Annotated in this window: 20 protein-coding genes; 8 read left to right on the forward strand and 12 right to left on the reverse strand. The window is 65.5% G+C overall.

Going from position 1 to position 22,611, the window contains the following annotated elements; translation table 11 throughout:
• Positions 1 to 26 precede the first annotated feature (26 nt).
• On the forward strand, positions 27 to 611 hold the full coding sequence (locus E4S58_RS04955; protein WP_136635215.1) for an HNH endonuclease: 585 nt from the start codon (positions 27 to 29) through the stop codon (positions 609 to 611).
• Positions 592 to 1,248, forward strand: a complete 657-nt coding sequence (locus tag E4S58_RS04960) for a CAP domain-containing protein (RefSeq protein ID WP_136635217.1) — start codon at positions 592 to 594, stop codon at positions 1,246 to 1,248. Before E4S58_RS04955 ends, E4S58_RS04960 begins: the two co-directional genes overlap by 20 nt.
• A gap of 58 nt (positions 1,249 to 1,306) precedes the next feature.
• Here the strand turns inward: E4S58_RS04960 and E4S58_RS04965 are convergent, their stop codons facing one another.
• The 6 genes from E4S58_RS04965 to bcp form a co-directional block, all read right to left on the reverse strand.
• Complete coding sequence (locus E4S58_RS04965; RefSeq protein ID WP_136635218.1) at positions 1,307 to 1,861, reverse strand: bactofilin family protein; 555 nt, start codon at positions 1,859 to 1,861, stop codon at positions 1,307 to 1,309.
• Positions 1,851 to 3,188 (reverse strand): M23 family metallopeptidase, encoded by a 1,338-nt coding sequence (locus E4S58_RS04970; RefSeq protein ID WP_136635219.1) that lies wholly within the window; start codon positions 3,186 to 3,188, stop codon positions 1,851 to 1,853. Before E4S58_RS04970 ends, E4S58_RS04965 begins: the two co-directional genes overlap by 11 nt.
• A gap of 190 nt (positions 3,189 to 3,378) precedes the next feature.
• Complete coding sequence (locus E4S58_RS04975) at positions 3,379 to 4,206, reverse strand: ferritin-like domain-containing protein (protein ID WP_136635220.1); 828 nt, start codon at positions 4,204 to 4,206, stop codon at positions 3,379 to 3,381.
• A 178-nt stretch (positions 4,207 to 4,384) separates the two neighbouring features.
• A complete protein-coding gene (locus E4S58_RS04980; protein WP_136635221.1) occupies positions 4,385 to 4,972 on the reverse strand; it encodes a hypothetical protein in 588 nt (195 codons plus the stop codon).
• 123 nt (positions 4,973 to 5,095) lie between these two features.
• Positions 5,096 to 5,491: a hypothetical protein gene (locus E4S58_RS04985; RefSeq protein ID WP_136635222.1), complete on the reverse strand. Its 396-nt coding sequence runs from the start codon at positions 5,489 to 5,491 to the stop codon at positions 5,096 to 5,098.
• A 1-nt stretch (position 5,492) separates the two neighbouring features.
• Positions 5,493 to 5,966, reverse strand: coding sequence for a thioredoxin-dependent thiol peroxidase (gene bcp / locus E4S58_RS04990; protein WP_240789460.1), 474 nt, complete (start codon positions 5,964 to 5,966; stop codon positions 5,493 to 5,495).
• A gap of 152 nt (positions 5,967 to 6,118) precedes the next feature.
• Here bcp and E4S58_RS04995 point away from each other — a divergent pair, with 152 nt between their 5' ends.
• The 6 genes from E4S58_RS04995 to uvrA all read left to right on the forward strand — a co-directional run bounded on the left by E4S58_RS04995 (position 6,119) and on the right by uvrA (position 17,108).
• Positions 6,119 to 9,358: a YhdP family protein gene (locus E4S58_RS04995; RefSeq protein ID WP_136635224.1), complete on the forward strand. Its 3,240-nt coding sequence runs from the start codon at positions 6,119 to 6,121 to the stop codon at positions 9,356 to 9,358.
• A gap of 20 nt (positions 9,359 to 9,378) precedes the next feature.
• Positions 9,379 to 10,425: a tRNA preQ1(34) S-adenosylmethionine ribosyltransferase-isomerase QueA gene (gene queA, locus E4S58_RS05000; RefSeq protein WP_136635225.1), complete on the forward strand. Its 1,047-nt coding sequence runs from the start codon at positions 9,379 to 9,381 to the stop codon at positions 10,423 to 10,425.
• A 124-nt stretch (positions 10,426 to 10,549) separates the two neighbouring features.
• Positions 10,550 to 11,824 carry an MFS transporter gene (locus E4S58_RS05005; RefSeq protein WP_136635227.1) on the forward strand — a complete coding sequence of 425 codons (1,275 nt, stop codon included), beginning with the start codon at positions 10,550 to 10,552 and terminating at the stop codon, positions 11,822 to 11,824.
• A 110-nt stretch (positions 11,825 to 11,934) separates the two neighbouring features.
• Entirely contained in the window at positions 11,935 to 12,513 is a 579-nt protein-coding gene (locus E4S58_RS05010; RefSeq protein ID WP_136635228.1) for a DUF924 family protein, read from the forward strand.
• A 134-nt stretch (positions 12,514 to 12,647) separates the two neighbouring features.
• A complete protein-coding gene (gene lpdA, locus E4S58_RS05015) occupies positions 12,648 to 14,039 on the forward strand; it encodes a dihydrolipoyl dehydrogenase (protein WP_136635229.1) in 1,392 nt (463 codons plus the stop codon).
• A 183-nt stretch (positions 14,040 to 14,222) separates the two neighbouring features.
• Positions 14,223 to 17,108 (forward strand): excinuclease ABC subunit UvrA, encoded by a 2,886-nt coding sequence (uvrA, locus tag E4S58_RS05020; RefSeq protein WP_136635230.1) that lies wholly within the window; start codon positions 14,223 to 14,225, stop codon positions 17,106 to 17,108.
• On the opposite strand, the gene E4S58_RS05025 is transcribed toward uvrA, so the two are convergent.
• From E4S58_RS05025 to E4S58_RS05050, 6 genes are all read right to left on the reverse strand, one after another.
• A complete protein-coding gene (locus E4S58_RS05025) occupies positions 17,109 to 17,549 on the reverse strand; it encodes a hypothetical protein (RefSeq protein WP_136635231.1) in 441 nt (146 codons plus the stop codon). It lies immediately after the preceding gene.
• A gap of 85 nt (positions 17,550 to 17,634) precedes the next feature.
• The gene (locus tag E4S58_RS17840; protein ID WP_240789461.1) at positions 17,635 to 17,997 is read right to left on the reverse strand and encodes an excinuclease ABC subunit A; all 363 of its coding nucleotides are present in this window, start codon (positions 17,995 to 17,997) and stop codon (positions 17,635 to 17,637) included.
• A gap of 81 nt (positions 17,998 to 18,078) precedes the next feature.
• Positions 18,079 to 18,951, reverse strand: a complete 873-nt coding sequence (mmsB, locus tag E4S58_RS05035) for a 3-hydroxyisobutyrate dehydrogenase (protein ID WP_136635233.1) — start codon at positions 18,949 to 18,951, stop codon at positions 18,079 to 18,081.
• Positions 18,948 to 19,988, reverse strand: a complete 1,041-nt coding sequence (locus E4S58_RS05040) for an enoyl-CoA hydratase/isomerase family protein (RefSeq protein WP_136635235.1) — start codon at positions 19,986 to 19,988, stop codon at positions 18,948 to 18,950. Before E4S58_RS05040 ends, mmsB begins: the two co-directional genes overlap by 4 nt.
• Positions 19,985 to 21,124: an acyl-CoA dehydrogenase family protein gene (locus E4S58_RS05045; RefSeq protein ID WP_136635237.1), complete on the reverse strand. Its 1,140-nt coding sequence runs from the start codon at positions 21,122 to 21,124 to the stop codon at positions 19,985 to 19,987. The genes E4S58_RS05040 and E4S58_RS05045 overlap by 4 nt, the downstream gene beginning before the upstream one ends.
• A 186-nt stretch (positions 21,125 to 21,310) precedes the next feature.
• Positions 21,311 to 22,594 (reverse strand): leishmanolysin-related zinc metalloendopeptidase, encoded by a 1,284-nt coding sequence (locus E4S58_RS05050; protein WP_136635239.1) that lies wholly within the window; start codon positions 22,592 to 22,594, stop codon positions 21,311 to 21,313.
• Positions 22,595 to 22,611 lie beyond the last annotated feature (17 nt).

The raw sequence follows: 22,611 nt of genomic DNA on the forward strand, positions 1-22,611 counted from the left end.
CGTGCAGGGCGAGGGCGGTTTTGACGATGGACGGCGATTTCAGGACAGAATTTGTACGCGAACCGGCGGCGCTGAAGCATCATCCCGCGCTGGTTCTGAACGCGGATTACCGACCGCTCTCCTACTACCCCCTCAGCCTGTGGCCCTGGCAGGAGGCGGTGAAGGCGGCCTTCCTCGACCGGGTGGACATCGTGGCCGAATACGACACCACGGTCCGAAGCCCCAGCACGGTGATACGGATCCCGTCGGTTGTCGTCCTCAAAGACTATGTCAAACCTCAAAAGCGCGTGGCCTTCACGCGCTTTAATCTTTTTCTGAGGGACGAATTCCGCTGCCAGTACTGCGGCAGCAAGGGGGACCTGACCTTCGACCACGTGGTCCCGCGCGCCGCGGGCGGCATCACGTCGTGGGAAAATGTCGTGGCCGCCTGCAGCCCCTGCAACCTGCACAAGGGGTCGAAATCGCTGCGCCGTGCGGGCATGGCTCTGCGCAAGCCGCCCCGCGCCCCCGGCGCCGAGGAGCTGCGCAACATGGGCCGCAAGTTCCCGCCGGGCCACCTGCACGAAAGCTGGATCGACTACCTGTACTGGGATGCCGAACTGGAGGCGTAATCATTGGCCGCTTGCGATCGCCTTTGCGCTGATCGCGGGCGCGGCCACGGCGCAGGAGGCGCTGAGCTGTGGCGGAGGCACGATCCCGGCCTCTGTCCGGGCCGCCGCGGATGAGGTGAACCGCGCCCGCACCGATCCCCAAGGCTACGCGAAACACGTCGCCGCGCATTTCGCCACGCTGCAGGGCAACCGGTACCAGGCCAACGGCACCACGATAGTTCTGCGCGAAGGACGCCGCGCGGTGGAGGAGGCGATCCGCTTTCTCGACCGTCAGCCGCCGCTGCCCGCCCTGCCGCTGTCGGCCTGCCTGTCCGCCGCCGCGGCCGATCACGTTGCGCAGCAGGGGCCGACCGGGGGCTTCGGCCATCGTGGGGCAGACGGCGCGGGCCCCGGCGACAGGGTCGCGCGGCGCACCGACGGCACGGCCTATTGCGGAGAGAACATCGCCTACGGCCCGGGCGATCCGCGCGCTGTTGTAATCCAGCTGATCGTCGATGACGGCGTCGCGAACAGAGGCCATCGTCGCAACATCTTTGATCCGCGTTTCCGCAGTCTCGGGGTGGCCAGCGGGCCCCATGCCAAGATGCGGGCGATGACAGTTCAGGTCTTCTGCTTCAACGAGGTCCGGGGCCGCTGACACCCGCAACGAAAAAGCCCCGGCGCGGGGGCCGGGGCTTTGCGTGGATCTGGGCCGATCAGCTTTCGGTCGGAGCCGAGGGCTTGGGCGCCGGGGCTGCCGTCGCCGGGGTGGGGGCAGGGGCCGCAGGCTTGGCTGCCGCCTTGGCACCGGAGGCCAGCGGATCTTCCTGACGCTGCACCGAGCCTTCGAAATGCGCACCGCTTTCGATGGCGATGGTCTTGTGGATGATGTCGCCTTCGACGCGGGCGGTCGAGGTCAGGCGCACCTTGAGGCCACGCACGCGGCCGACGATGCGACCGTTGATGACGACGTCATCGGCAATGATCTCGCCCCGGATGGTGGCGGTTTCACCCACGGTCAGCAGGTGCGCCCGGATGTCGCCGTCGACGGTGCCTTCGACGTTGATGTCGCCGGTGGTCTTCAGGTTGCCCGTGACATGCAGGTCGGACGACAGAACGGACGCCGCCGGCTTGGCCTTGGGGGCAGAGGGTTTGAAATCGGACGCTGCAGAAGACTTTGCCGCTCCGCTATCGAAAGAACCGGTCGCCGGGGTGGTGGCGGTGTCGCCTGCCTTGGGTCCGGGTTCGTTGATCTTGCTTTTAGAAAACATTGTTAGCAGCCTTGATATAAGTCATCGGGTTGACGGCGCGCCCGCCGACGCGAACCTCATAGTGGATGTGGGGGCCGGTCACCCGTCCGGATGCCCCCATATCACCGATCCTCTCCCCGCGCGAGACTCTTTGTCCGACCTTCACACGAATGCGAGACATGTGGGCATAGCGGGTCTCGATGCCGAAGTCGTGCTGGATCTTGACCAGCCGACCATAGCCCGACTGCCATCCGGCATGGACCACGCGGCCGTCGCCGGTGGCATAGAGGGGGGTGCCGACGGGGCCGGCGAAATCGACGCCCGAGTGCATCCGGCGCCCGCCCGTCTTGGGATCCTTGCGATAGCCGAACCCCGAGGTGAAGCGGTAGGACGCCTGCACCGGCTGCGCGAAGGGCGCCTTTTCGGCCGCGATGCGATACAGGTTCAGCCGGTCCAGCTGGTTGAGGATCTGGTTGGCGCGGCCCGCGTCCAGCGACGGTTCTTCGCCCATGGTCGACAGGGAAATCGGCGTCAGCGGACCACCCTGGCCGGAATAGCCGCGCTTGACCTGCGCGATGATGCGATCGGTGCTCATGCCGGCGGCGCGGAACATCTTGTCCAGCGGCTTGATCGACACGGTCATCGCCTCTTCCAGCTGGCGGAAGATCTGGTCGTTCTGGTCGTGCATCAGGGCGATCTGCTGGCTCAGCTCGTCGGCCTGGGTCAGCGCGTCCTGCGCGTCGTTGCGGATCTGGTCGCGTTCCTCGGCGGTCTTTTCCAACGCGGCCGACATGAAATCCAGCGCGGCGGTATTCGCGGCGGCGGTCACGGTGCCCGGCAGGGGCGCGTCGGTGTCATCCAGCTTGGTCGCCAGGACGCTGGCCTCTTCGCGGGCGGCGTCGCGGTCCTTCATCGTGCGGCGCAGGGTGGCCTGCACCACGCCCAGGCCGGTTTCGGCCTCGCGCAGGCGGGTTTCGGCATCCAGCAGTTGCGACTGCATGACCGAGATCTGTTCCAGCGCCGAATTGAACCGTTCCTGCGCGGCCAGGGCTTCTTCTGCCCGGGTGTCGCGTTCGCTGGCCATGGCATTCAGGCGCGTCTGGTAAAGTTGCTGGTCGCGCTTCGCCTGTTCGCGGAAGTTGCCCGACCCGATCGAATCCATCAGCAGGATCGCGGTGGCGATGATCGTCCAGGCCACGACCGCGGCCGTGCCGGAAAAGGCGATCAGCTGCGTCGCGGGCTTCAACCGGATGAACCGGGTGTCCGTGTCGGATTTCAGAAAGAGCCTGCGCTCGGGAAAATGCCTCTCTAGCAAGGCATGTGCTTGGATAGCCAAACGTGTCCGCAAATCCTGCGTCCTTTGTCCCAGTCCCCAATGCGTGCTGCTTGTTGTCCCCACATGCAGCACTTGCAAAGTGTTTACAGACCGTTATGGCCCACGACAAGTTTTCCGGGTCCGGATCGGCCGTAAACGGAGGATTTCTGCCTGCATTGGCGAAAAACCGCCGAAACTGAGGCTCTTACACCGCGCTTTTGACCTATGCTTTGGTGGGGGTCTGATCCGCCAGCGGCCAGTAGAAATCGGGCGGCAACCCGGCCTCGGCGCGCTTTTCCTCGTTGAAGGGGGGCTTCAGGGCCCCATGGAAATAACGGCGAACGAGGTCATGGAAGACCGGCTCGGGGTCCAGCCCCTCACGCCCGCACATCCAGTGAAACCACTTCGAACCATAGGCGACGTGGTGTACCTCTTCGCTGTAGATCACCTTCAGCGCCTCGACCGCCTGGGTGATCCCGGCCTTCTCGAAGATCTCGATCATGCCCGGCGTCACGTCCAGCCCGCGCGCCTCCAGCACCATGGGCACGACGGCCAGCCGCCCGAAGATGTCGTCGACGGTATCCTCGGCGGCGCGCCACATGCCGGCATGCGCGGGCAGGGCGCCGTAATGCGAGCCGAGGCTTTCCAGGCAGTCGCAGACCAGGTTGAAATGCTTGGCTTCCTCGTCCGCCGACTGCACCCAGTCGTCGTAGAACCCGATCGGAAAGCCGATGTCGGTGAAACGCGCGATGATGTCCCAGTGCAGATCGACCGCGTTCAGTTCGATATGCGCCACCGCGTGCAGGATCGCGATCTGGCCCTTCAGGCTGCCCGGCCGACGCCGCGGCACATCGCGCGGATCCAGCAGCTCGGGCTGATCGGGCCGGGCCGGACGCAGCGGCGGGGTGGCCTGCCCGATCTCGATCCCGGGCCCCGATCCGTCGCGTGCAGCCCGCCAGGCGGCGGCATGTCTGTGGGCGAGCGCCGTCTTTTCGCGGCCATCCGCCGTGGTCAGGACGTCGACGGCCATCTGGGCAAGCGACAGGGCCATCGGGCACCTCCGAACAAGTCTTTGGCCCGAACTAAAGAAAAAATCTGGCGGTTGGAACAGCCAGATGCCCGTGCCCGCCTGTCCGATCCGGTCGCGGGTGCCGTGGCCCGGGCCGTCGCCCCGGACCTCGCATACTGCGGGCAAGCGGCCCGGTGTCGTCGCACCGGGCCACTTGGTCTTATTGCGTGAAGGCCGAGCTGTGCAGGTTCACCACAAGCCCGTCCGCCGTCAGGATGGGCGTCGTGGAATGGCGCACGCAAATGTCGCGGGTGCAGATCAGTTCGGTCGTGGCCCGGGTGATGGTGCCGATCGTGACGCCATCGCGCGAAACCAGGTTCGACCCGACCACGGTGACATCTCCGCCGGTGTTGGGCGATCCGGTGGTGCCGGTCGTCGATCCCGTTCCCGACTGGCCGACCGTCGCGCCCCCGCCGACCGAGGCCACGCTGCCCCCGCCGACCGTTGCGCCCAGGCCCGCCGACGCGACGGACCCGCCGCCGACCGTGGCCCCCACGTCTGCCGAAGCGACAGATCCGCCGCCGACCGTGGCACCCACATCGGCCGAGGCGACGGATCCACCACCAACCGTGGCGCCGACGTCAGCCGAGGCAACAGAGCCCCCGCCCACGTCTGCGTCCACGTCGGCCGACGCGACAGACCCGCCGCCGACGGACACGCCGACGCCCAGGCCAAGATCGGCCATTGCGGGATAGCCGGTACAGCCGACCATCGCCAATGTCAGGATCATCGTTGGTTTACAAAACATCTGGGTACTCCTCGTTACACGAGCCCCCACCCTGATGCATGACACCGAACCCAACGTCCGCGCCGCGCCAAAGTTCCATCCTGCAGTCAACTTTTTGGCGAGCTTCGCCAAAGCGCGCCCAGATCAGCCCCAGAACCCTTTCTGCAGGGGGGCAAATCCCTCGGCCAAGGCGCCCAGGCCGAGGCGCTCCATCAGCTCGGAATAAAGCCGCTGCGCCTTCTGGTCATATTGCGCGATGCTCTCAAGGCGGTCTTCACCGATCTGGCCATACCGCTGGAAATAATCGACCGGGCCGGACCAGGTCTCGTAGGCGATGAAGGCCCAGTCGGCGCCGTTCAGGCCAAGCGTCTCAAGGTAGGGCTCAAGATCTTCGCGCTTGGGCTGCCACTTGGGCATGCGCAGCACCAGCCCGTCGTGCGGCGGATCCAGCGGATAGACCATGTGGCCGGGCTTCAGGCCCGCTTGCTGCAGCGACGTGACCGGCGCCCGCGACAGGACGCCGGTGAACCGGACTGCCATGTCAAAGCGCCTTCACGGCCTCAAGCACCTCGGCGGCGTGGCCGTCGACCTTCACCTTTGGCCAGACCTTTGCGATCTTGCCGTCGGCGTCGATCAGGAAGGTCGCGCGGGTGATGCCCATGAAGGTCTTGCCGTACATCTTCTTTTCACCCCAGACACCGTAATCCTCGCAGGTCTGGCCATCTGCATCCGACACGAGGATGACCGAAAGCTCGTGCTTCTTCCGGAACTTGGCGTGCTTTTCCACCGTATCCTTCGACACGCCGATCACCTTGGCACCGGCCAGGGCGAAATCGGTCTGCATCGCGGTGAAATCCTTGTTCTCGGTAGTGCAGCCGGGCGTGTCGTCCTTGGGATAGAAGAACAGCACAACGGGCGCGGGTTGCTGGGCCGACAGGGTGACCGGGTCACCATCGTCCTGCGGCAGGGTGAAATCCGGGGCGGTCTCTCCGACTTCGGGCATGGGCTTCGACATCGTGACTGGCTTTCCTTTCGCACACATGTGATGGCAATGATAATCTGTGGGGGGGACAGGAAAAGGGTGGTTTTGGACGTCACGTGAGCGAAGGGCAAGAGCAGACAGGGACACAGCCAGCATCCCCGGCCCGGCGCCATCCGGTCCGGCGCGTGCTGTCGTGGGCGCTGGCCGTCGCCACGGGCTTTGTCCTGTTCGTCTTCCTGCTGACCGCCGGGCTGCTCTGGACCGCGCGGGGCCACAGCTATTCGGCCCCGGCGTGGTTGAAGGACGAGGTCGAGACGCGCATCGCCGCCGCCCTGCCGACGGTGACGATCCAGTTCCGCGACCTGACGCTGACGGTGTCCGAGGACTGGCAGCCCTCGATCCACCTGACCGATCTTGAAATAACGCCGCCGGGCCGGGGCGCGCCGGTGACCCTGTCGGACATCACCGGATCGTTCGACATGGCCGCGTTGATGGACGGCAACCTGCGCCCCCGCGTGATCTCGGTCTCGGGCTCGCGGCTGCACTTCCGGCGCGGCGAGGATGGCGAATATGGCATCGCCTTCGGATCGCCCGCAGGGCAGGGCCCGGCGGCCGAGGCGCAGGCGGCAACCCAGATCATCGTCGACCTGTCCGACTTCCTGAACCATCCCACCCTCGCCGCGCTGGAACGGATCGAGGGGCGGGCGATCACCGTGCGCTACGAAGACCGGCGCTCGGGCCGCGCCTGGACGCTGGATGGCGGCCGGGTGGACCTGACGCGCACCGGCGATGACCTGCGCCTGCGCGCCGATGTCGCCGTTCTGGGCGGTCACGCCTATGCCACGACGGGCGAGATCACGATCACCGGGCGCATGCACAGCCCCGCCGTCAGCCTGTCGATGAAGGTCGAGGACGCCGCCGCCCGCGACATCGCCACCCAAAGTGCGGGCCTGGCCTGGCTGGGGGTGCTGGATGCGCCGATTTCGGGCGCGCTGCGCGTCACCACCAACGCCGACGGAGAGATCGGGCCGTTGCACGGCACGCTGCAGATCGGCGAAGGCGCGCTGGCCCCCGGCGAAACCCGCGACCCCGTGCCCTTCCAGTCGGCGCGCACCTATTTCCGCTATGACCCTGCGACACTGACCCTGCGGTTCGACGAACTCACCCTGGCCAGCGCCTGGGTCGAGGCCACGGCCGAGGGGCAGATCGCGCTGACCGACATCGCGAACGGCATCCCCGAGGCGATGACCGGCCAGCTGCGGATCACCGAACTGACGACAAACCCCGCCGGGCTCTACCCGGTGCCGCTCTACCTCGAGGGGGCAGAGGCCGAGATGCGGGTCAAGCTGGATCCCTTCCGGCTTGAGGTGGGGCGACTGGACCTGCGCGACCGGGGGCAGGTGCTGGCCATCAACGGCTGGTTCGAGGCAGAGCCCGAGGGCTGGGATCTGAGCCTGACGGCCCGCGCCGATGCGCTGTCGGCGGACGACATTCTGGAACTCTGGCCCGCCACGGCCGCCGCGAAGACCCGGGAATGGGTGGCGCGCAACGTGCTGGACGGGACCGTGCGCAACCTGCAGCTTGGCGTGCGGTCCCAGCCCACGACCCGCCCCGAGGTGATGCTGGGGTTCGATTTCGAAGACCTGATCACGACCTTCATGAAGACGATGCCGCCGGTGGAATCCGCCAGCGGCCATGCCGAACTGCGCGGCGACCGCTTTGTCATCACCGCCGACGACGGTTGGGTCTACGCCCCGGACGGAGAGGCGCTGCACGTCGCGGGCACCTCGTTCATCTATCGCAACACGCGGGTGAAGGCCGGCATGGCGGATGTCGAGGTGCGGGCCAACGGCGCGCTTGGCGATGCGCTGCGCCTGCTGGACCTGCCGCCGCTGTCGGTGCTGTCCAAGGCAAACCGCACCCCGGACCTGGCGACGGGCTATGTGAAGCTGGCCGCCGATATCTCGCTTCCGTTGATCAAGAACGTGCCGCTCGATCAGGTACAGGTGGCCTATCGCGCGACGCTGACGGATGTGTCCAGCGACCGGATCGTGCCGAACCAGACCCTGAGCGCGCAGACACTGCAGATCGACGGCGACACCGAAACGCTGACCGCCAGCGGCGCGGCGCGGCTGGGCGACATCCCCGCCAGCGGCACCTGGACCGCCGACATCCGGCCCGACAGCGGCGGGCGCAGCCGGTTCGAAGGCACGCTCGGCGTGACCCAGGCCCTGTCGGACCAGCTGAACCTTGGCCTGCCGCCGGGCGCGATCACCGGGGAAGGGCGCGCCCGCATCGCGCTTGAGTTCGCCAAGGATCAGGCCCCGAAATTCACCGCCACCTCGGATCTGGCGGGGCTGGGCGTGCGCGTCGATGCGCTGAACTGGGGGATCAGCCAGGCCCAGACCGGCGCATTCGAGATCGCGGGATCCCTTGGCACCCCGCCCGTGGTGGACCGCATCAGCCTGACCGCCCCGGGGCTAAGCGCCGCAGGCACCATCAGCCTCAGGCCCGGCGGCGGCGGGTTGGAAAGCGCAAGGTTCAGCCGCGTGCGCATCGGTGACTGGCTGGACGCGCCGGTCACCCTGACCGGGCGCGGCAAGGCGGTGACCCCGGCCGTTGCGGTCAGTGGCGGGTCGGTCGACCTGCGGCACCTCGATCTTGGCAAGCCCAAGGGCGACAAGGGCGGCCCGATCAGCGTCGCGCTGGACCGGCTGCAGATCTCGGACACGCTGAGCCTGACGAACCTGCGGGGGGATTTCACCACCCGGGGCGGCATGTCGGGCCAGTTCACTGGCGCGCTGAACGGCAAGTCGACCGTGCAGGGCACCATCGTGCCGCGCGCCAACGGCTCTGCGATCCGCGTGACCTCGGCCAATGCCGGGTCGGCGCTGTCGGCGGCGGGACTGCTCAAGAAGGGGCGGGGCGGCGAACTGGACCTGACGCTGCTGCCGGTCGGGCCGAAGGGCGCCTATGACGGCAAGCTGACGATCAGCAACATCTGGATCCAGGATGCGCCCGCCATGGCGTCGCTTCTGTCGGCGGTGTCGGTCGTCGGCCTGCTGGAACAGATGTCTGGCAACGGCATCCTGTTCACCGAGGCGCAGGCCGATTTCCGGCTGACCCCGTCGCGCGTCACCATCCGCAGTGCCAGCGCCATCGGCGCCTCCATGGGGGTGTCGCTGGACGGGATCTATGACATGGCCGCCAAGGCCATCGACCTGCAGGGCGTGGTGTCGCCCTTCTATGCGCTCAACGGCATCGGGCGGATCTTCTCGCGCAACGACGGGGAAGGGCTGATCGGCTTCAACTACCGCCTGCGGGGACCGGTCGCGGGCCCGCGCGTTCAGGTGAACCCGCTTTCGCTCTTTACACCCGGCATGTTCAGAGAGATTTTCCGCCGCCCGCCCCCCACCACGAATTAGACGACCAACGGACCGGCCCGATGCACCTTTCTGATTTCGATTTCGACCTGCCCGAGGCGCTGATCGCCACACGGCCCGCGCGCCCCCGGTCCTCGGCCCGGCTGCTGGTGGCCGAGGGCGACGCGATCACCGACGCGGTGGTGCGCGACCTGACCGACTGGCTGCGTCCCGGCGACCGGCTGGTGCTGAACGACACCCGCGTGATCCCCGCGCGCCTGTCCGGCACCCGTGCCCGCGACACCGCCCAGGGCCCGACCGAGGCCCGGATCGAGGTCACCCTGCTTGAGCCGCGCCCGAACGGCCACTGGGCCGCGCTGCTCAAACCGCTCAAGAAGGTGAAGGACGGTGAAGTCATCCGCTTTTCCGACGCGCTCTCGGCCACGCTGGTGGCGCGCGAGGACGGGCAGGGGGTGTTGGAGTTCAACCTCACGGGCGATGATTTCGACGCCGCGCTGGCGCAGGCCGGGGCCATGCCGCTGCCGCCCTATATCGCCGCCCTGCGCGCGCCGGACGACGAGGACAAGACCGATTACCAGACCGTCTGGGCGGAAAAGACCGGCGCCGTCGCCGCGCCCACGGCCTCGCTGCACTTCGACCAGCCGCTGCTGGACCGGATCGCGGCCATGGGCGTCGACACCACCCGCGTGACCCTGCACGTGGGCGCGGGCACCTTCCTGCCGGTCAAGGTCGACGACGTCACCACCCACAAGATGCACGCCGAATGGGGCGAGGTCACCGAAAAGGCCGCGCAGGAGATCGCGACCACCAAGGACAACGGCGGCCGCATCATCCCCGTCGGCACCACCGCCCTGCGCCTGATCGAAAGCGCCGCGCGCACGGGCACCATCCAGCCCTGGCGCGGAGAGACCGACATCTTCATCTATCCCGGCTTCACCTTCCATGTGACCGACGCGCTGATGACGAACTTTCACCTGCCCAAGTCGACCCTGATGATGCTGGTGTCGGCGTTGATCGGACAGGACCGCATCAAGGCGATCTACGACCACGCCGTTCACGAAAAATACCGGTTCTTCTCGTATGGGGATGCGTCGCTGCTGATCCCCTGAGGGACGCGCGCAGGCAAGACCCTGCCGGTCGGACAGGACAGGATGCTGTCATGTTCGCCCCGTAAGGGTGGCCATACTCCTCCGAATCGTGCAGGCGGGGGACGAACATTCAGGAGCCGCCGCCGTGCTACAGGTCCTCTCATCTTCCTGGTCCCTTCTGCTGGGCCTTTCGCTGCTCATGGTCGGCAACGGCCTTCAGGGCACGTTGCTTGGTGTGCGTGGCCAGATCGAAGGGTTTTCGACCTTCGAGATGTCGATCGTCATGTCGGCCTACTTCCTCGGTTTCCTGGGCGGTTCGCGCGCCGCACCCGAGATGATCCGCCGGGTCGGTCACGTCCGGGTCTTCGCCGCCCTCGGCTCCTTCATCTCGGCCATCCTGATCCTCTATCCGGCCTTCGCCCATCCGATCACCTGGACCCTTGGCCGGGTGATGATCGGCTTCTGTTTCTCGGGCGTCTACGTGACCGCGGAAAGCTGGCTGAACAACGCGGCCAGCAATGAAAATCGCGGCAAGGCCCTGTCGCTTTACATGATCGTGCAGATGATCGGCATCGTCGCCGCGCAGGGCCTGCTGCTGGTCGGCGATCCCTCGGGCTTCATCCTGTTCATCATCCCCTCGGTGCTCGTTTCGATCTCATTCGCGCCGATCCTTCTGGCGGTCTCGCCCACGCCGGCCTTCGAACGCACCGCCCCCATGAGCCTGCGGCGACTGTTCGGCGTGTCACCCCTGTCCTGCGTCGGGGTCTTCATCCTGGGCGGCGCGTTTTCGGCGCAGTTCGGCATGGCGGCGGTCTATGGCGCAGAGGCGGGGCTGAGCCTCAAGCAGATCTCGCTCTTCATCGCCACCTTCTACATCGGCGCCACGGTCGCGCAGTACCCGCTTGGCTGGCTGTCCGACCGGATGGACCGCCGCCGCCTGATCATGATCGTGTCCTTCGTCGGCGGCATCGGCGCGGTGATCGGCATGGTCGTCAGCGGCCAGATCGGCCTGCTGGTCGCGGCCTTCCTCGTGGGTGGCATGTCGAACCCGCTCTATTCGCTGCTGATTTCCTACGCCAACGACTTTCTGGAGCTTGAGGATATGGCCGCCGCCTCTGGCGGGCTGATCTTCATCAACGGCCTCGGCGCGATCTCGGGCCCGCTGCTGACCGGTTGGTTGATGACCGTCTTCGGCCCCCCGGGGTTCTGGCTGTTCATCGGCGCGCTGCTGTTCGCGATGGCCGTCTATGCGCTCTACCGGATGACGCAGCGCCCGTCGCCAAGCGTGTCGGACTCGAACTCCTATGCGCCCGTGATGATGTCGGCGACCCCCGTTGCGCTGGAAGCCGCGCAGGAATGGGCCGTCGAGACGGCGGAAAACGCCGAAGACGACAGCGAACAGGGCACTCCATCCGCCTGATAGCGGTATCTGCGGCATGATAGCGCCGAAGGTAAGGAATTTCGGAATTGCAATATGTTACAGTTTTGCGAAGCTGTGGATAACAAACGGCGCGAAACCGGGAGGACAAGATGGTGAGCCCCGACGAAATTCTGACCTTCTGGCTCGATGAAATCGGGTCAGATGGCTGGTACAACGCCAGCGACGATCTGGACGACACGATCCGCACGCGGTTCGGATCGGCCTGGACGGCGGCCAGCGAAGGCTCCTACTCGCTGTGGCTGACCTATCCCACGGGCACGCTGGCCTATATCATCCTGACCGACCAGTTCCCCCGCAACATGTTCCGTGGTGAGGGCAAGGCCTTCGCCACCGACGACATTTCCCGCGCCGCCGCCAAGATGGCGATCGACCGCAACTGGGACATGAAGATCGACGAACCGGCGCGGCAGTTCTTCTATCTGCCGCTGATGCATTCGGAAAACCTCTGCGATCAGGACCGCTGCGTGCGCCTGATGAAGGAACGGATGCCGATCGCGGGCGCGTCGAACCTGCTGCATGCCAAGGCACACCGTGAGGTCATCCGCCAGTTCGGCCGCTTCCCCTACCGCAACGAGGCGCTGAGCCGCCGGGGCACCAGCGGCGAATCCAGCTATCTTGAGGATGGCGGCTACGGCAAGACCGTGCGGGAGCTTCAGTTGGCGGAGTGATCCGATCGACGTCCTGATATGTCGTGATTTAGGGACGGCCTCGTGGCATCTGCTGCGGGGCCGTCTTCTTGTGTTGAGAGACTTCGAGAAATAGTTTAACGTCAAACTATCTTGCCGGATGGAGGAGCTGACCCATGGCCGCAACCTATGATTTCCTTGTCGTCGGAGCCGGTCCCGGAGGCTATGTCGCCGCCATCCGCGCCGCCCAGCTGGGCCTGAAGACTTGCGTGGTCGAACGCGAACACCTGGGCGGTATCTGCCTGAACTGGGGCTGCATCCCGACCAAGGCGCTTTTGCGGTCGTCCGAAGTCTTTCACCTGATGCACCGCGCCAAGGACTACGGCCTGAGCGCCGACAAGATCGGCTATGATCTGGACGCCGTCGTCAAACGGTCGCGCGGGGTGGCCAAGCAAATGGAGGGCGGGGTCAAGCACCTGCTGAAAAAGAACAAGGTCGACGTCGTGATGGGCGAGGCAAAGCTGGCCGGGAAGGGCAAGCTGACCGTCAAGACCGACAAGGGCACCGAAGAGATCAGCGCCAAACACATCGTCCTGGCCACCGGCGCCCGCGCCCGCGAATTGCCAGGGCTCGAGGCCGACGGCGACCTGGTCTGGACCTACAAGCACGCTCTCGCGCCGAAACGCATGCCCAAGAAGCTGCTGGTCATCGGATCGGGCGCCATCGGCATCGAATTCGCCAGCTTCTACAACACGCTCGGCGCCGACACGACCGTGGTCGAGGTGATGGACCGCGTCCTGCCCGTCGAGGATGCCGAGATCAGCGCATTCGCGAAAAAGCAGTTCGAGAAGCAGGGCATGACCATCATGGAGAAATCCATGGTCAAGCAGCTGGACCGCGCCAAAGGCAAGGTGACCGCCCATATCGAAACCGGCGGAAAAGTTGAGAAACTGGAATTCGACACGGTGATTTCCGCCGTGGGTATCGTCGGAAATGTTGAGAATCTGGGATTGGAAGAGGCCGGTATCAAGGTCGACCGCACGCATGTCGTGACCGACGAATACTGCCGCACCGGGGTCGAGGGCGTCTATGCCATCGGCGATCTGGCCGGCGCCCCCTGGCTTGCCCACAAGGCCAGCCACGAAGGCGTCATGGTCGCCGAACTGGCCGCAGGCGGGCACCCCCATGCGGTTGATCCCGCGTCGATCGCCGGCTGCACCTATTGCCATCCCCAGGTCGCCAGCGTCGGCCTGACCGAGGCAAAGGCGAAGGAACAGGGCTACAAGGTCAAGGTTGGCAAGTTCCCCTTCATCGGCAACGGCAAGGCCGTGGCCTTGGGCGAACCGGACGGCATGATCAAGACGATCTTCGACGAAAAGACCGGCGAACTGCTGGGCGCCCACATGGTCGGGGCCGAGGTGACCGAACTGATCCAGGGCTACGTCGTCGGCCGCGCATTGGAGACCACGGAAGAGGACCTGATGAACACGGTCTTCCCGCATCCGACGTTGTCCGAGATGCTGCACGAATCCGTGCTGGCCGCCTATGGTCGCGCGATCCATATCTGAATGGTGGTGAGGGGGCGCTGCCCCCGCTTGAGCCCCAAGGGGCTCAAGTCTCCCCCGGAGTATTTTGGGCAAGATGAAGGACGCTACGGCGTTCTTCCTGTTCGTTCACGAATTGTTCTTCTTTTTCGCTTGGAACTGAGCCACGTGTAAACTATCTCTGAGCCATTGATCCCCGGGGGTGACATGGCCGAGCTGAAGAACATCGAGGTGCGCGGCGCGCGCGAACATAACCTCAAGAACATCGACGTCGATATTCCGCGCAACGAACTGGTTGTGATCACTGGCCTTTCCGGGTCGGGCAAGTCGTCGCTCGCCTTCGATACGATCTATGCCGAAGGACAGCGCCGCTATGTGGAATCGCTGTCGGCCTATGCGCGGCAGTTCCTCGACATGATGGAAAAGCCGGACGTCGACCATATCTCGGGCCTCAGCCCCGCGATTTCGATCGAACAGAAGACGACCTCCAAGAACCCGCGCTCGACCGTCGGCACGGTGACCGAGATCTACGACTACCTCCGCCTGCTCTTCGCCCGCGTCGGCACGCCCTACAGCCCCGCCACCGGCGAGCCGATCGAGGCGCAGCAGGTGCAGGACATGGTCGACCGGGTCATGGGGATGGAGGAAGGCACGCGCGGCTATCTTCTGGCCCCGATCATCCGCGACCGGAAGGGCGAATATAAGAAGGAATTTCAGGAGCTTCGCAAGCAGGGCTTCCAGCGGGTGAAGGTCGACGGCCAGTTCTATGACCTGGATGAACCGCCCACGCTGGACAAGAAGTTCCGCCATGACATCGACGTGGTCGTCGACCGCATTGTCGTGCGCGAGGGGATGGAGACCCGGCTGGCCGACAGTTTCCGCACCGCGCTGGACCTGGCCGACGGCATCGCCATCCTGGAAACCGCCCCGCGCGAAGACGAGGGCGAGGTCGAACGCTTTACCTTTTCCGAGAAATTCGCCTGTCCGGTCAGTGGCTTCACGATATCCGAGATCGAACCGCGCCTGTTTTCCTTCAACGCTCCTTTCGGCGCCTGCCCGGAATGCGGCGGCCTTGGGGTCGAGCTGTTCTTTGACGAACGCCTTGTCGTGCCCGATGCCACGCTGAAGATCGCGGATGGGGCACTGGCGCCGTGGCGCAAGGGGAAATCCCCGTATTTCCTTCAGACCATCGAGGCCATCGCCAAGCATTATGATTTCGACAAGAAGGCCCGCTGGAAGGATCTGCCCGCGCATGTGCAGCAGGTGTTCCTTTATGGGTCGGGGGACGAGGAAATCCCCTTCCGTTATGACGAAGGTGGCCGTGTCTACCAGGTCGAACGGACCTTCGAGGGCGTCATTCCCAACATGGAACGCCGCTACCGCGAAACCGACAGCAACTGGATCCGCGAAGAGTTCGAGCAATACCAGAACAACCGCCATTGCCACGCCTGCGACGGCTATCGTCTGAAGGAAGAGGCGCTGGCGGTGAAGATCGGCCCGGCCAAGGACAAGGCGCATCTGCTGCATATCGGGCAGGTGGTCGAAATGTCGATCCGCGAGGCCTTTGACTGGTGCCAGACGGTGCCCGAGCACCTGACCAACCAGAAGAATGAAATCGCCCGCGCGATCCTGAAAGAGATCCGCGAGCGGCTTGGCTTCCTCAACAACGTCGGGCTGGAATACCTGACGCTGAGCCGCAATTCCGGCACGCTGTCGGGGGGCGAAAGCCAGCGGATCCGGCTGGCCAGTCAGATCGGCTCGGGCCTGACCGGCGTGCTCTACGTGCTGGACGAACCCTCGATCGGGTTGCATCAGCGCGACAACGGCCGTCTGCTGACCACGCTGAAAAACCTGCGCGATCAGGGCAATACGGTGATCGTCGTCGAACATGACGAAGAAGCGATCCGCGAGGCGGATTACGTCTTCGACATCGGCCCCGGGGCCGGGGTCCATGGCGGGTCGGTCGTGGCGCATGGCACGCCCGAGGCAATCACCAAGGATCCTGCCAGCCTGACGGGGCAGTACCTGGCCGGCACGCGCGAAATCGCCGTGCCCGCGACGCGCCGCAAGGGCAACAAGAAGAAGATCAGCGTGGTCAAGGCGACCGGCAACAATCTTCGGGATGTCACCGCCGATTTTCCGCTTGGCAAGTTCGTCTGCGTCACCGGTGTGTCGGGCGGTGGCAAGTCGACCCTGACGATCGAGACGCTGTTCAAGACGGCCTCGATGCGGCTCAACGGCGCGCGGCAGACGCCCGCGCCCTGCGAGACGATCAAGGGTCTGGAACACTTGGATAAAGTGATCGACATCGACCAGCGCCCGATTGGCCGGACGCCCCGGTCGAACCCGGCGACCTACACCGGCGCCTTCACCCCGATCCGCGACTGGTTCGCCGGTCTGCCCGAGGCCAAGGCGCGCGGCTACAAGCCCGGGCGCTTCAGCTTCAACGTCAAGGGCGGCCGGTGCGAGGCCTGCCAGGGCGACGGTGTCATCAAGATCGAAATGCACTTCCTGCCGGATGTCTACGTCACCTGCGAAACCTGTAACGGCGCCCGCTACAACCGTGAGACGCTAGAGATCAAGTTCAAGGGCAAGTCGATCGCCGACGTGCTGGACATGACGGTTGAGGACGCGCAGGAGTTTTTTCAGGCCGTGCCGTCGATCCGGGAAAAGATGGATGCGCTGGTCCGCGTGGGCCTCGGCTACATCAAGGTCGGCCAGCAGGCGACGACCCTTTCGGGTGGTGAGGCGCAGCGGGTCAAGCTGTCCAAGGAACTGGCGAAACGCTCCACCGGCCGCACGCTCTATATCCTGGACGAACCGACCACCGGCCTGCATTTCGAAGACGTGCGCAAGCTGTTGGAAGTGTTGCATGAACTGGTCGATCAGGGGAATTCGGTCATCGTGATCGAACACAACCTCGACGTCATCAAGACGGCCGACTGGATCATTGACATCGGCCCCGAGGGCGGCGATGGCGGCGGTGAGATCGTGGCCACCGGCACGCCCGAAGACGTCGCCAAGGTCGAGCGTAGCCACACGGGCCGCTACCTGATCCCGATGCTGAACCCGGGGCGTGTCGCGGCCGAGTGATCAGCGCCGGTTGATGTGGGGATTGACGTAGTTCAGCACGCGCCGGGTGCGGATCTCGGCGCGGTAGATGTCGCGGCCCATCTTGAAATAAGTCCAGCCTGCCTCGGGGCGGGGCAGGCCATAGCGCAGCGGATTCATCAGGATCAGAACGTCGCCGGGCAGGGTATCGCCGGGGCCAAGCACATCGGTGCGGGGTGCGATCTGCTTTGCGGCAACGCGGTGTCCGGCTTCGTTTCGCTGCCCCGTGTCGGGGCGCGCCACGGTGACGAACCGGGCGCTGATGCCGGGACGGGGCGCGGTGCTCTCGGTGACCGAGGTGTTCGGCCCGACGTGCAGGCACCGCACGCGCAGCCCTGATGTCGCGCAATCGGCGCGGGCAGGGGCCTCAAGCCCGCCGGTCAGCAGGGCCAGACCAGCCAGAAGTGCAGTGCGGTATATCATGCGATGCCCCCGGGTCCGCGCGCATCGACTGTGACACGCGCGGACCATGGGGCCAAAGGGTTTCCGGCAAACACGGCGGAAACAATCAGTTGAGGATCGCCGAGACGGCACCGATCAGCGCCAGGACTTCCTGGGTCTCGCGATCGACACGATAGACGTAACCGTCGTGGCGATAATAGGTGCCGATCGGGTCCAGGCCATAGCGCGACGGGTCGCGGATGACGATGTAGTCGGGTCCGCTGATGACCGTTCCGACCTCGGGCCGCATCTTCTTGGCCTGGCCCGGGGGCACGCAGGCCGGGGACTTCTTGGCCAGACCCGGCGGGCAGGCGGCGCTGTGTCCCGGTGCGGCCTTGGCATGGCCGCGCGGCTGGTGATCGGTCTTGGCCAGCGCGGCCCCGGACAGGGCAAGCGTACCGGCGAGGGCGGTGATCAGGACATGTTTCATCAAGGACTCCTTCGGTATTTCAGGGACAAGTCCCGAAAGACCGTGGGGGTTCCCGCCGATGCCGAACCGCCGCCCCGGTGATCAGCCGCGCCCGCGCCCTTCGAACCGCGGCAGCATGGCCGAGAAATCGCGCCCGGCCCCGTCTTCCTCCTCGACGAAGCGCGCATAAAGCTCCATCGCGCGCTGGCCCATGGGGGTGTCGGCATCGGCCGCCTCGGCTGCCTGCTGCGACAGGCGCAGGTCCTTCAGCATCAGATCGGCGGCAAAGCCGGGCTTGTAGCCATTGTCGGCAGGCGACTGCGGCCCGACGCCGGGGGCCGGGCAATAGGCATTCATCGACCAGGAATACCCCGATGAGGTCGAGACGACATCGAACATCGACTGTCGGTCCAGCCCAAGCTTGTCGGCCAGCGCAAAGGCCTCGCAGGTGGCGATCATGGTCGCGCCGAGGATCATGTTGTTGCAGATCTTGGCCGCCTGGCCATTGCCCGAGGGGCCGCAGTGCACAGCCTTCTGGCCCATGATCTCGAACAGCGGTTTCGCCTTGAGGAACGCCGCATCGCTGCCCCCGACCATGAAGGTCAGCGTGCCGCCCTGCGCGCCGCCGATGCCGCCCGACACCGGGGCGTCCAGCGCCAGAAGATCGGCCTGATCGGCGGCCTCGGCCACGTGCCTCGCGCTTTCGACATCGACGGTCGAACAATCCAGAAAGACCGCGCCCGCCCGCATCGACGGGATGATCTGATCTGCCACGGCGCGCAGGATCTGGCCGTTCGGCAGCATGGTGATGACGATGTCCTGATCCGCGGCGGCCTCGGCGGCCGAGCCGACGGTTTCGACCCCCTCAACGCTTACATCCGCCGTGTCAAAGCCGGTGACGACATGCCCGGCCTTCGCCAGGTTCGTCGCCATCGGCCCGCCCATGTTGCCAAGCCCGATAAATCCGATGTTCATGTTGCATCCTCCCCGAATGTCAGTTCCGCCTCGCCGAGCGGTGCGATCATCTGCGCGACGTCCCCGTCCGGAACATCCGCAAGCTTATGTTTCCACTGCGGATTGCGATCCTTGTCGATGATCTGGGCGCGGATCCCTTCCAGGAAATCCGCCTGTTCCATGGCGCGCGAGGTAAAGCGGTATTCCAGCTTCAGCGCGTCACGTATGTCCGTTATGTCGGCCAGCTGCGCCAGCATGTCCAGCGTCACCGCCATCGCCAGCGGAGAATTGCGCCGGATCGACTTGAGAGCGCCTTCCGCGAATGCGCCATCGGCGGCGGCCAGCCGGGCCTCGATCTCGGAGAGCGTACCCGCGAACAGCCCGTCGACCTCGACCTGATGCGCCTTGAGCGGAGCTTCGACCACCTGCGCCTTCGCCACCAGCGGGCCAAGGTCGCCATCCCGGGACAGCTCCGCGATCAACCCGGGCCACAGGGCCTCGGGCACGAAAAGATCGGCAAAGCCCATGGCAATCGCATCGCCGCCCGTCATCCGCGCCGCCGTCAGCCCAAGGTAGGCCCCCATCCGACCCGGAGCCTGCGCCAGAAGCAGCGATCCGCCCACGTCCGGCACCAGCCCGATGCCGCATTCCGGCATGGCGATCCGGGTGCTTTCGCCGACGATGCGATGTTTGACATGGCACCCGATGCCGACACCGCCGCCCATGACAAAACCCTGCATGAAGCTGACGATCGGCTTGGCGTACCCGGCCAGACGTGCGTTCAGCCGGTATTCGTCGCGCCAGAAGTTGCGGCCATAGTCGTAATCCCCGGCGCGCCCGGTGTCATAAAGCTGCTGGATGTCGCCACCCGCACAAAAGGCCTTTTCGCCCTCGGCATCCAGGATGACCAGCTGCACCGCGTCGTCAGCCGCCCAATCGATCAGCGCTGCGTCGATCGCCATGGCCATGTCATAGCTTAGCGCGTTCAGGGCCTTGGGGCGGGTCAGGGTGATCCGGCCCGCAACCCCGTCGCGGCGGATGCGGATCTGGTCGCTCATGCCGCGATCATCCCGCGCGAGACGATGACGCGCATGATCTCGTTCGTGCCTTCCAGGATCTCGTGCACCCGCAGGTCACGCACCAGTTTCTCGATGCCGTAATCCGCCAGGTAGCCATAGCCGCCGTGCATCTGCAAACAGCCGTTCACGACCTTCGATCCGGTCTCGGTCACAAAGGCCTTGGCCATGGCGCAGAACTTGGTCGCATCGGGCGCGCCCTGGTCCAGCTTCCACGCCGCCTGGCGCAGGAAGGTGCGGGCGGCCTGAAGTTCGATCTCCATGTCCGCCAGTCGGAACTGCAGCGCCTGGAACTGGTTGATCGGCTTCCCGAAGGCCTGGCGTTCGGCCATGTAGGCCAGCGTCATGTTCAGCGCGGTCTGCGCGGCCCCAAGCGAACAGGCCGAGATGTTCAACCGTCCGCCATCCAGGCCTTTCATCGCATATGTGAAACCCTGGCCTTCTTCACCCACCAGATTATCGGACGAAACGTCGCAATTGTCGAACTGCACCTGACGGGTCGGCTGCGACCGCCAGCCCATCTTGTCTTCAAGCCCGCCAAAGGACAGCCCCGCCGTGCCGTCTTCGACATAGATCGTGGACACGCCCTTGGGGCCTGCGTCCCCGGTGCGCGCCATGACGACATAGGCGTCGGAATATCCCCCGCCCGAGATGAAGGCCTTCGTGCCGTTCAGCCGGTATCCTTCGTTCGTCCGGTCCGCCCGCGTCTTCAGGGCGGCAGCATCCGACCCCGATCCGGGCTCGGTCAGGCAGTAGGACAGCACCGTCTCCATGGTCATGGCCTTGGGCAGCACCCGGTCCTTCAGCTCTTGCGAGGCGAAGCTGTCGATCATCCGCGCGCACATGTTGTGGATCGACAAAAAGGCCGCGACCGACGGGCAGGCCATCGACAGCGCCTCGAACACCAGGGTCGCATCCAGCCGTCCCAACCCGGACCCGCCGCTGTCTTCGCTGACATAGAGCCCGCCGAAGCCAAGCGCCCCGATCTCGGGCCAAAGCTCTTTCGGGATCGTCCCCTCCCGTTCCCAGGCCTGGGCATTGGGCGCGATCCGCTCCTGCCCGAAGGCATGGGCCATGTCGAAGATCGCCTGCTGTTCCTCGGTCAGTGCAAAGTCCACGGTCGTCCTCCCTCATCGCGACGGCTGCAGTCTAGCGGTGCGACAGGGGGACGGACAGGGGAATCCCTGCGAGGCCGTTTTGCAAAAATGTCGGGATGTGTGCGGCGAATGCCGTCGTGCTCTGCCATTCCTGCGAGGTCCGGCAGGTCAGGCCGGTGCACGGGGCGCACCGGCCTGACGCTTGGATCAGGCGATCAGTAGCTGGTCTTCCAGAATGGTCTGGTAGCCCATGTCCTGCAGGGCGGCGATCGTCAGGGCGCTGAAATCGTTCGACAGGTTCAGCGTGCTGGACATCAGTTCGCCGGACAGGACGCCTTCGTCCCAGTGCTTCCCGGCGGTCGCGCTGCCACCCTCCATTTCCACCGGCACGCCGTGGAAGGACAGGGAATCCGCCGCCGCGATATCCGCGAACCGGTCGTTGTAGATCGCGGTGGCATAATCGCCGGTGAACCGCAGGCTGCCGTCGATCGTGTCGACCAGCCCCATGGCATCCCAGGCGGTGCCGAAGCCGAGCGCGTGGATCATCTCGTGCAGGACAAGGTCATCGAAGACGTTGTAGTTCAGCATCTTGCTGACGTCGGCCTCGTCGATCCGGATGTGGCCCATCGAGGGGATGTAGCTGTCGGTCCGGACCGAGGTATAGCCGCCCTTGCCGACATAGCCGCCCGCGCCGTCGACGGTGGTCAGGTAGGCTGTCAGGTGGAAATCGTCGATAAGGCCGCTGCTTGTCGCGACATCGGCAAGATCGCCAAGGATGACGTCGCTCAGCCGTTCGGCCGCCTCGATGACATATTGCATCATCTGCGACGTCCAGGCCCCGTCGAAGGTGATCGAGATGTTGAAGCCATCGGGCGTGTCGAGCCCGCTGACATAGTCCGCCGCAATCGGCGTCGATGTCCCGGGATCGGTCGGCGTCGGCGCAGGGTCGGTCGGGGTGTCACCACCGGAAGATCCGTCGTCAGGCGTCGTCGTGGTGCCATCGTCGGTGCTGCCCTTGTCGGGCTTGCCCTTGCCGCCACCCTTGCCGCCGCCGCTGCCACCGTCCGACTTGCCGCCGCCACCAAGCCTGATCGGCTTGGCACCGCCGTCATCGTCAACTGGGACGCTGCTGTCCGGGGTATCGATCGGAACCTCCGACGGGGCGTCGTCAACGCCGTCGTCCGTGCCGTCGTCCGGGCGGGTGGCGTCATCGGGGGCCTCCGCGGCCCAGTCGGGCTTGCCCCAGTCGCCGCCGGCGCCGGGCTTCACCCAGGCATGTGCGGGCATCGGCTTGGTCAGATCGAACGCGACATCCGCACGGGAATGATCCGCGGCCGTCGCGTTGGAATGCCCTGCAAAGCCGAAGTTATCGCGATCGATCGGCGCGAACTTGTCCTGCTTTGCCTGAATGTTGAAAAGTGCGGTCCGGTCGTCGGACGCCAAGTGCTTGCGCGAACCGAAGGCCGTCGCAACCCGATCGTTAGTCTTCATCTATCCGCCTTGTACTG

Origin of the sequence: Pseudooceanicola onchidii (assembly GCF_004959925.1) — a bacterium.
In the GTDB taxonomy this organism is placed as follows: domain Bacteria; phylum Pseudomonadota; class Alphaproteobacteria; order Rhodobacterales; family Rhodobacteraceae; genus Pseudooceanicola; species Pseudooceanicola onchidii.

What these genes read in the sequence shown, in the direction of transcription:
- E4S58_RS04955 (WP_136635215.1), top strand. Translation starts at nt 27, where the DNA reads ATGGACGGCGATTTCAGGACAGAATTTGTACGCGAACCGGCGGCGCTG.
- E4S58_RS04960 (WP_136635217.1), top strand. Translation starts at nt 592, where the DNA reads ATGCCGAACTGGAGGCGTAATCATTGGCCGCTTGCGATCGCCTTTGCG.
- E4S58_RS04965 (WP_136635218.1), bottom strand. Translation starts at nt 1,861, where the DNA reads ATGTTTTCTAAAAGCAAGATCAACGAACCCGGACCCAAGGCAGGCGAC.
- E4S58_RS04975 (WP_136635220.1), bottom strand. Translation starts at nt 4,206, where the DNA reads ATGGCCCTGTCGCTTGCCCAGATGGCCGTCGACGTCCTGACCACGGCG.
- E4S58_RS04980 (WP_136635221.1), bottom strand. Translation starts at nt 4,972, where the DNA reads ATGTTTTGTAAACCAACGATGATCCTGACATTGGCGATGGTCGGCTGT.
- E4S58_RS04985 (WP_136635222.1), bottom strand. Translation starts at nt 5,491, where the DNA reads ATGGCAGTCCGGTTCACCGGCGTCCTGTCGCGGGCGCCGGTCACGTCG.
- bcp (WP_240789460.1), bottom strand. Translation starts at nt 5,966, where the DNA reads ATGTCGAAGCCCATGCCCGAAGTCGGAGAGACCGCCCCGGATTTCACC.
- queA (WP_136635225.1), top strand. Translation starts at nt 9,379, where the DNA reads ATGCACCTTTCTGATTTCGATTTCGACCTGCCCGAGGCGCTGATCGCC.
- E4S58_RS05010 (WP_136635228.1), top strand. Translation starts at nt 11,935, where the DNA reads ATGGTGAGCCCCGACGAAATTCTGACCTTCTGGCTCGATGAAATCGGG.
- lpdA (WP_136635229.1), top strand. Translation starts at nt 12,648, where the DNA reads ATGGCCGCAACCTATGATTTCCTTGTCGTCGGAGCCGGTCCCGGAGGC.
- uvrA (WP_136635230.1), top strand. Translation starts at nt 14,223, where the DNA reads ATGGCCGAGCTGAAGAACATCGAGGTGCGCGGCGCGCGCGAACATAAC.
- E4S58_RS05025 (WP_136635231.1), bottom strand. Translation starts at nt 17,549, where the DNA reads ATGATATACCGCACTGCACTTCTGGCTGGTCTGGCCCTGCTGACCGGC.
- E4S58_RS17840 (WP_240789461.1), bottom strand. Translation starts at nt 17,997, where the DNA reads ATGAAACATGTCCTGATCACCGCCCTCGCCGGTACGCTTGCCCTGTCC.
- mmsB (WP_136635233.1), bottom strand. Translation starts at nt 18,951, where the DNA reads ATGAACATCGGATTTATCGGGCTTGGCAACATGGGCGGGCCGATGGCG.
- E4S58_RS05040 (WP_136635235.1), bottom strand. Translation starts at nt 19,988, where the DNA reads ATGAGCGACCAGATCCGCATCCGCCGCGACGGGGTTGCGGGCCGGATC.
- E4S58_RS05050 (WP_136635239.1), bottom strand. Translation starts at nt 22,594, where the DNA reads ATGAAGACTAACGATCGGGTTGCGACGGCCTTCGGTTCGCGCAAGCAC.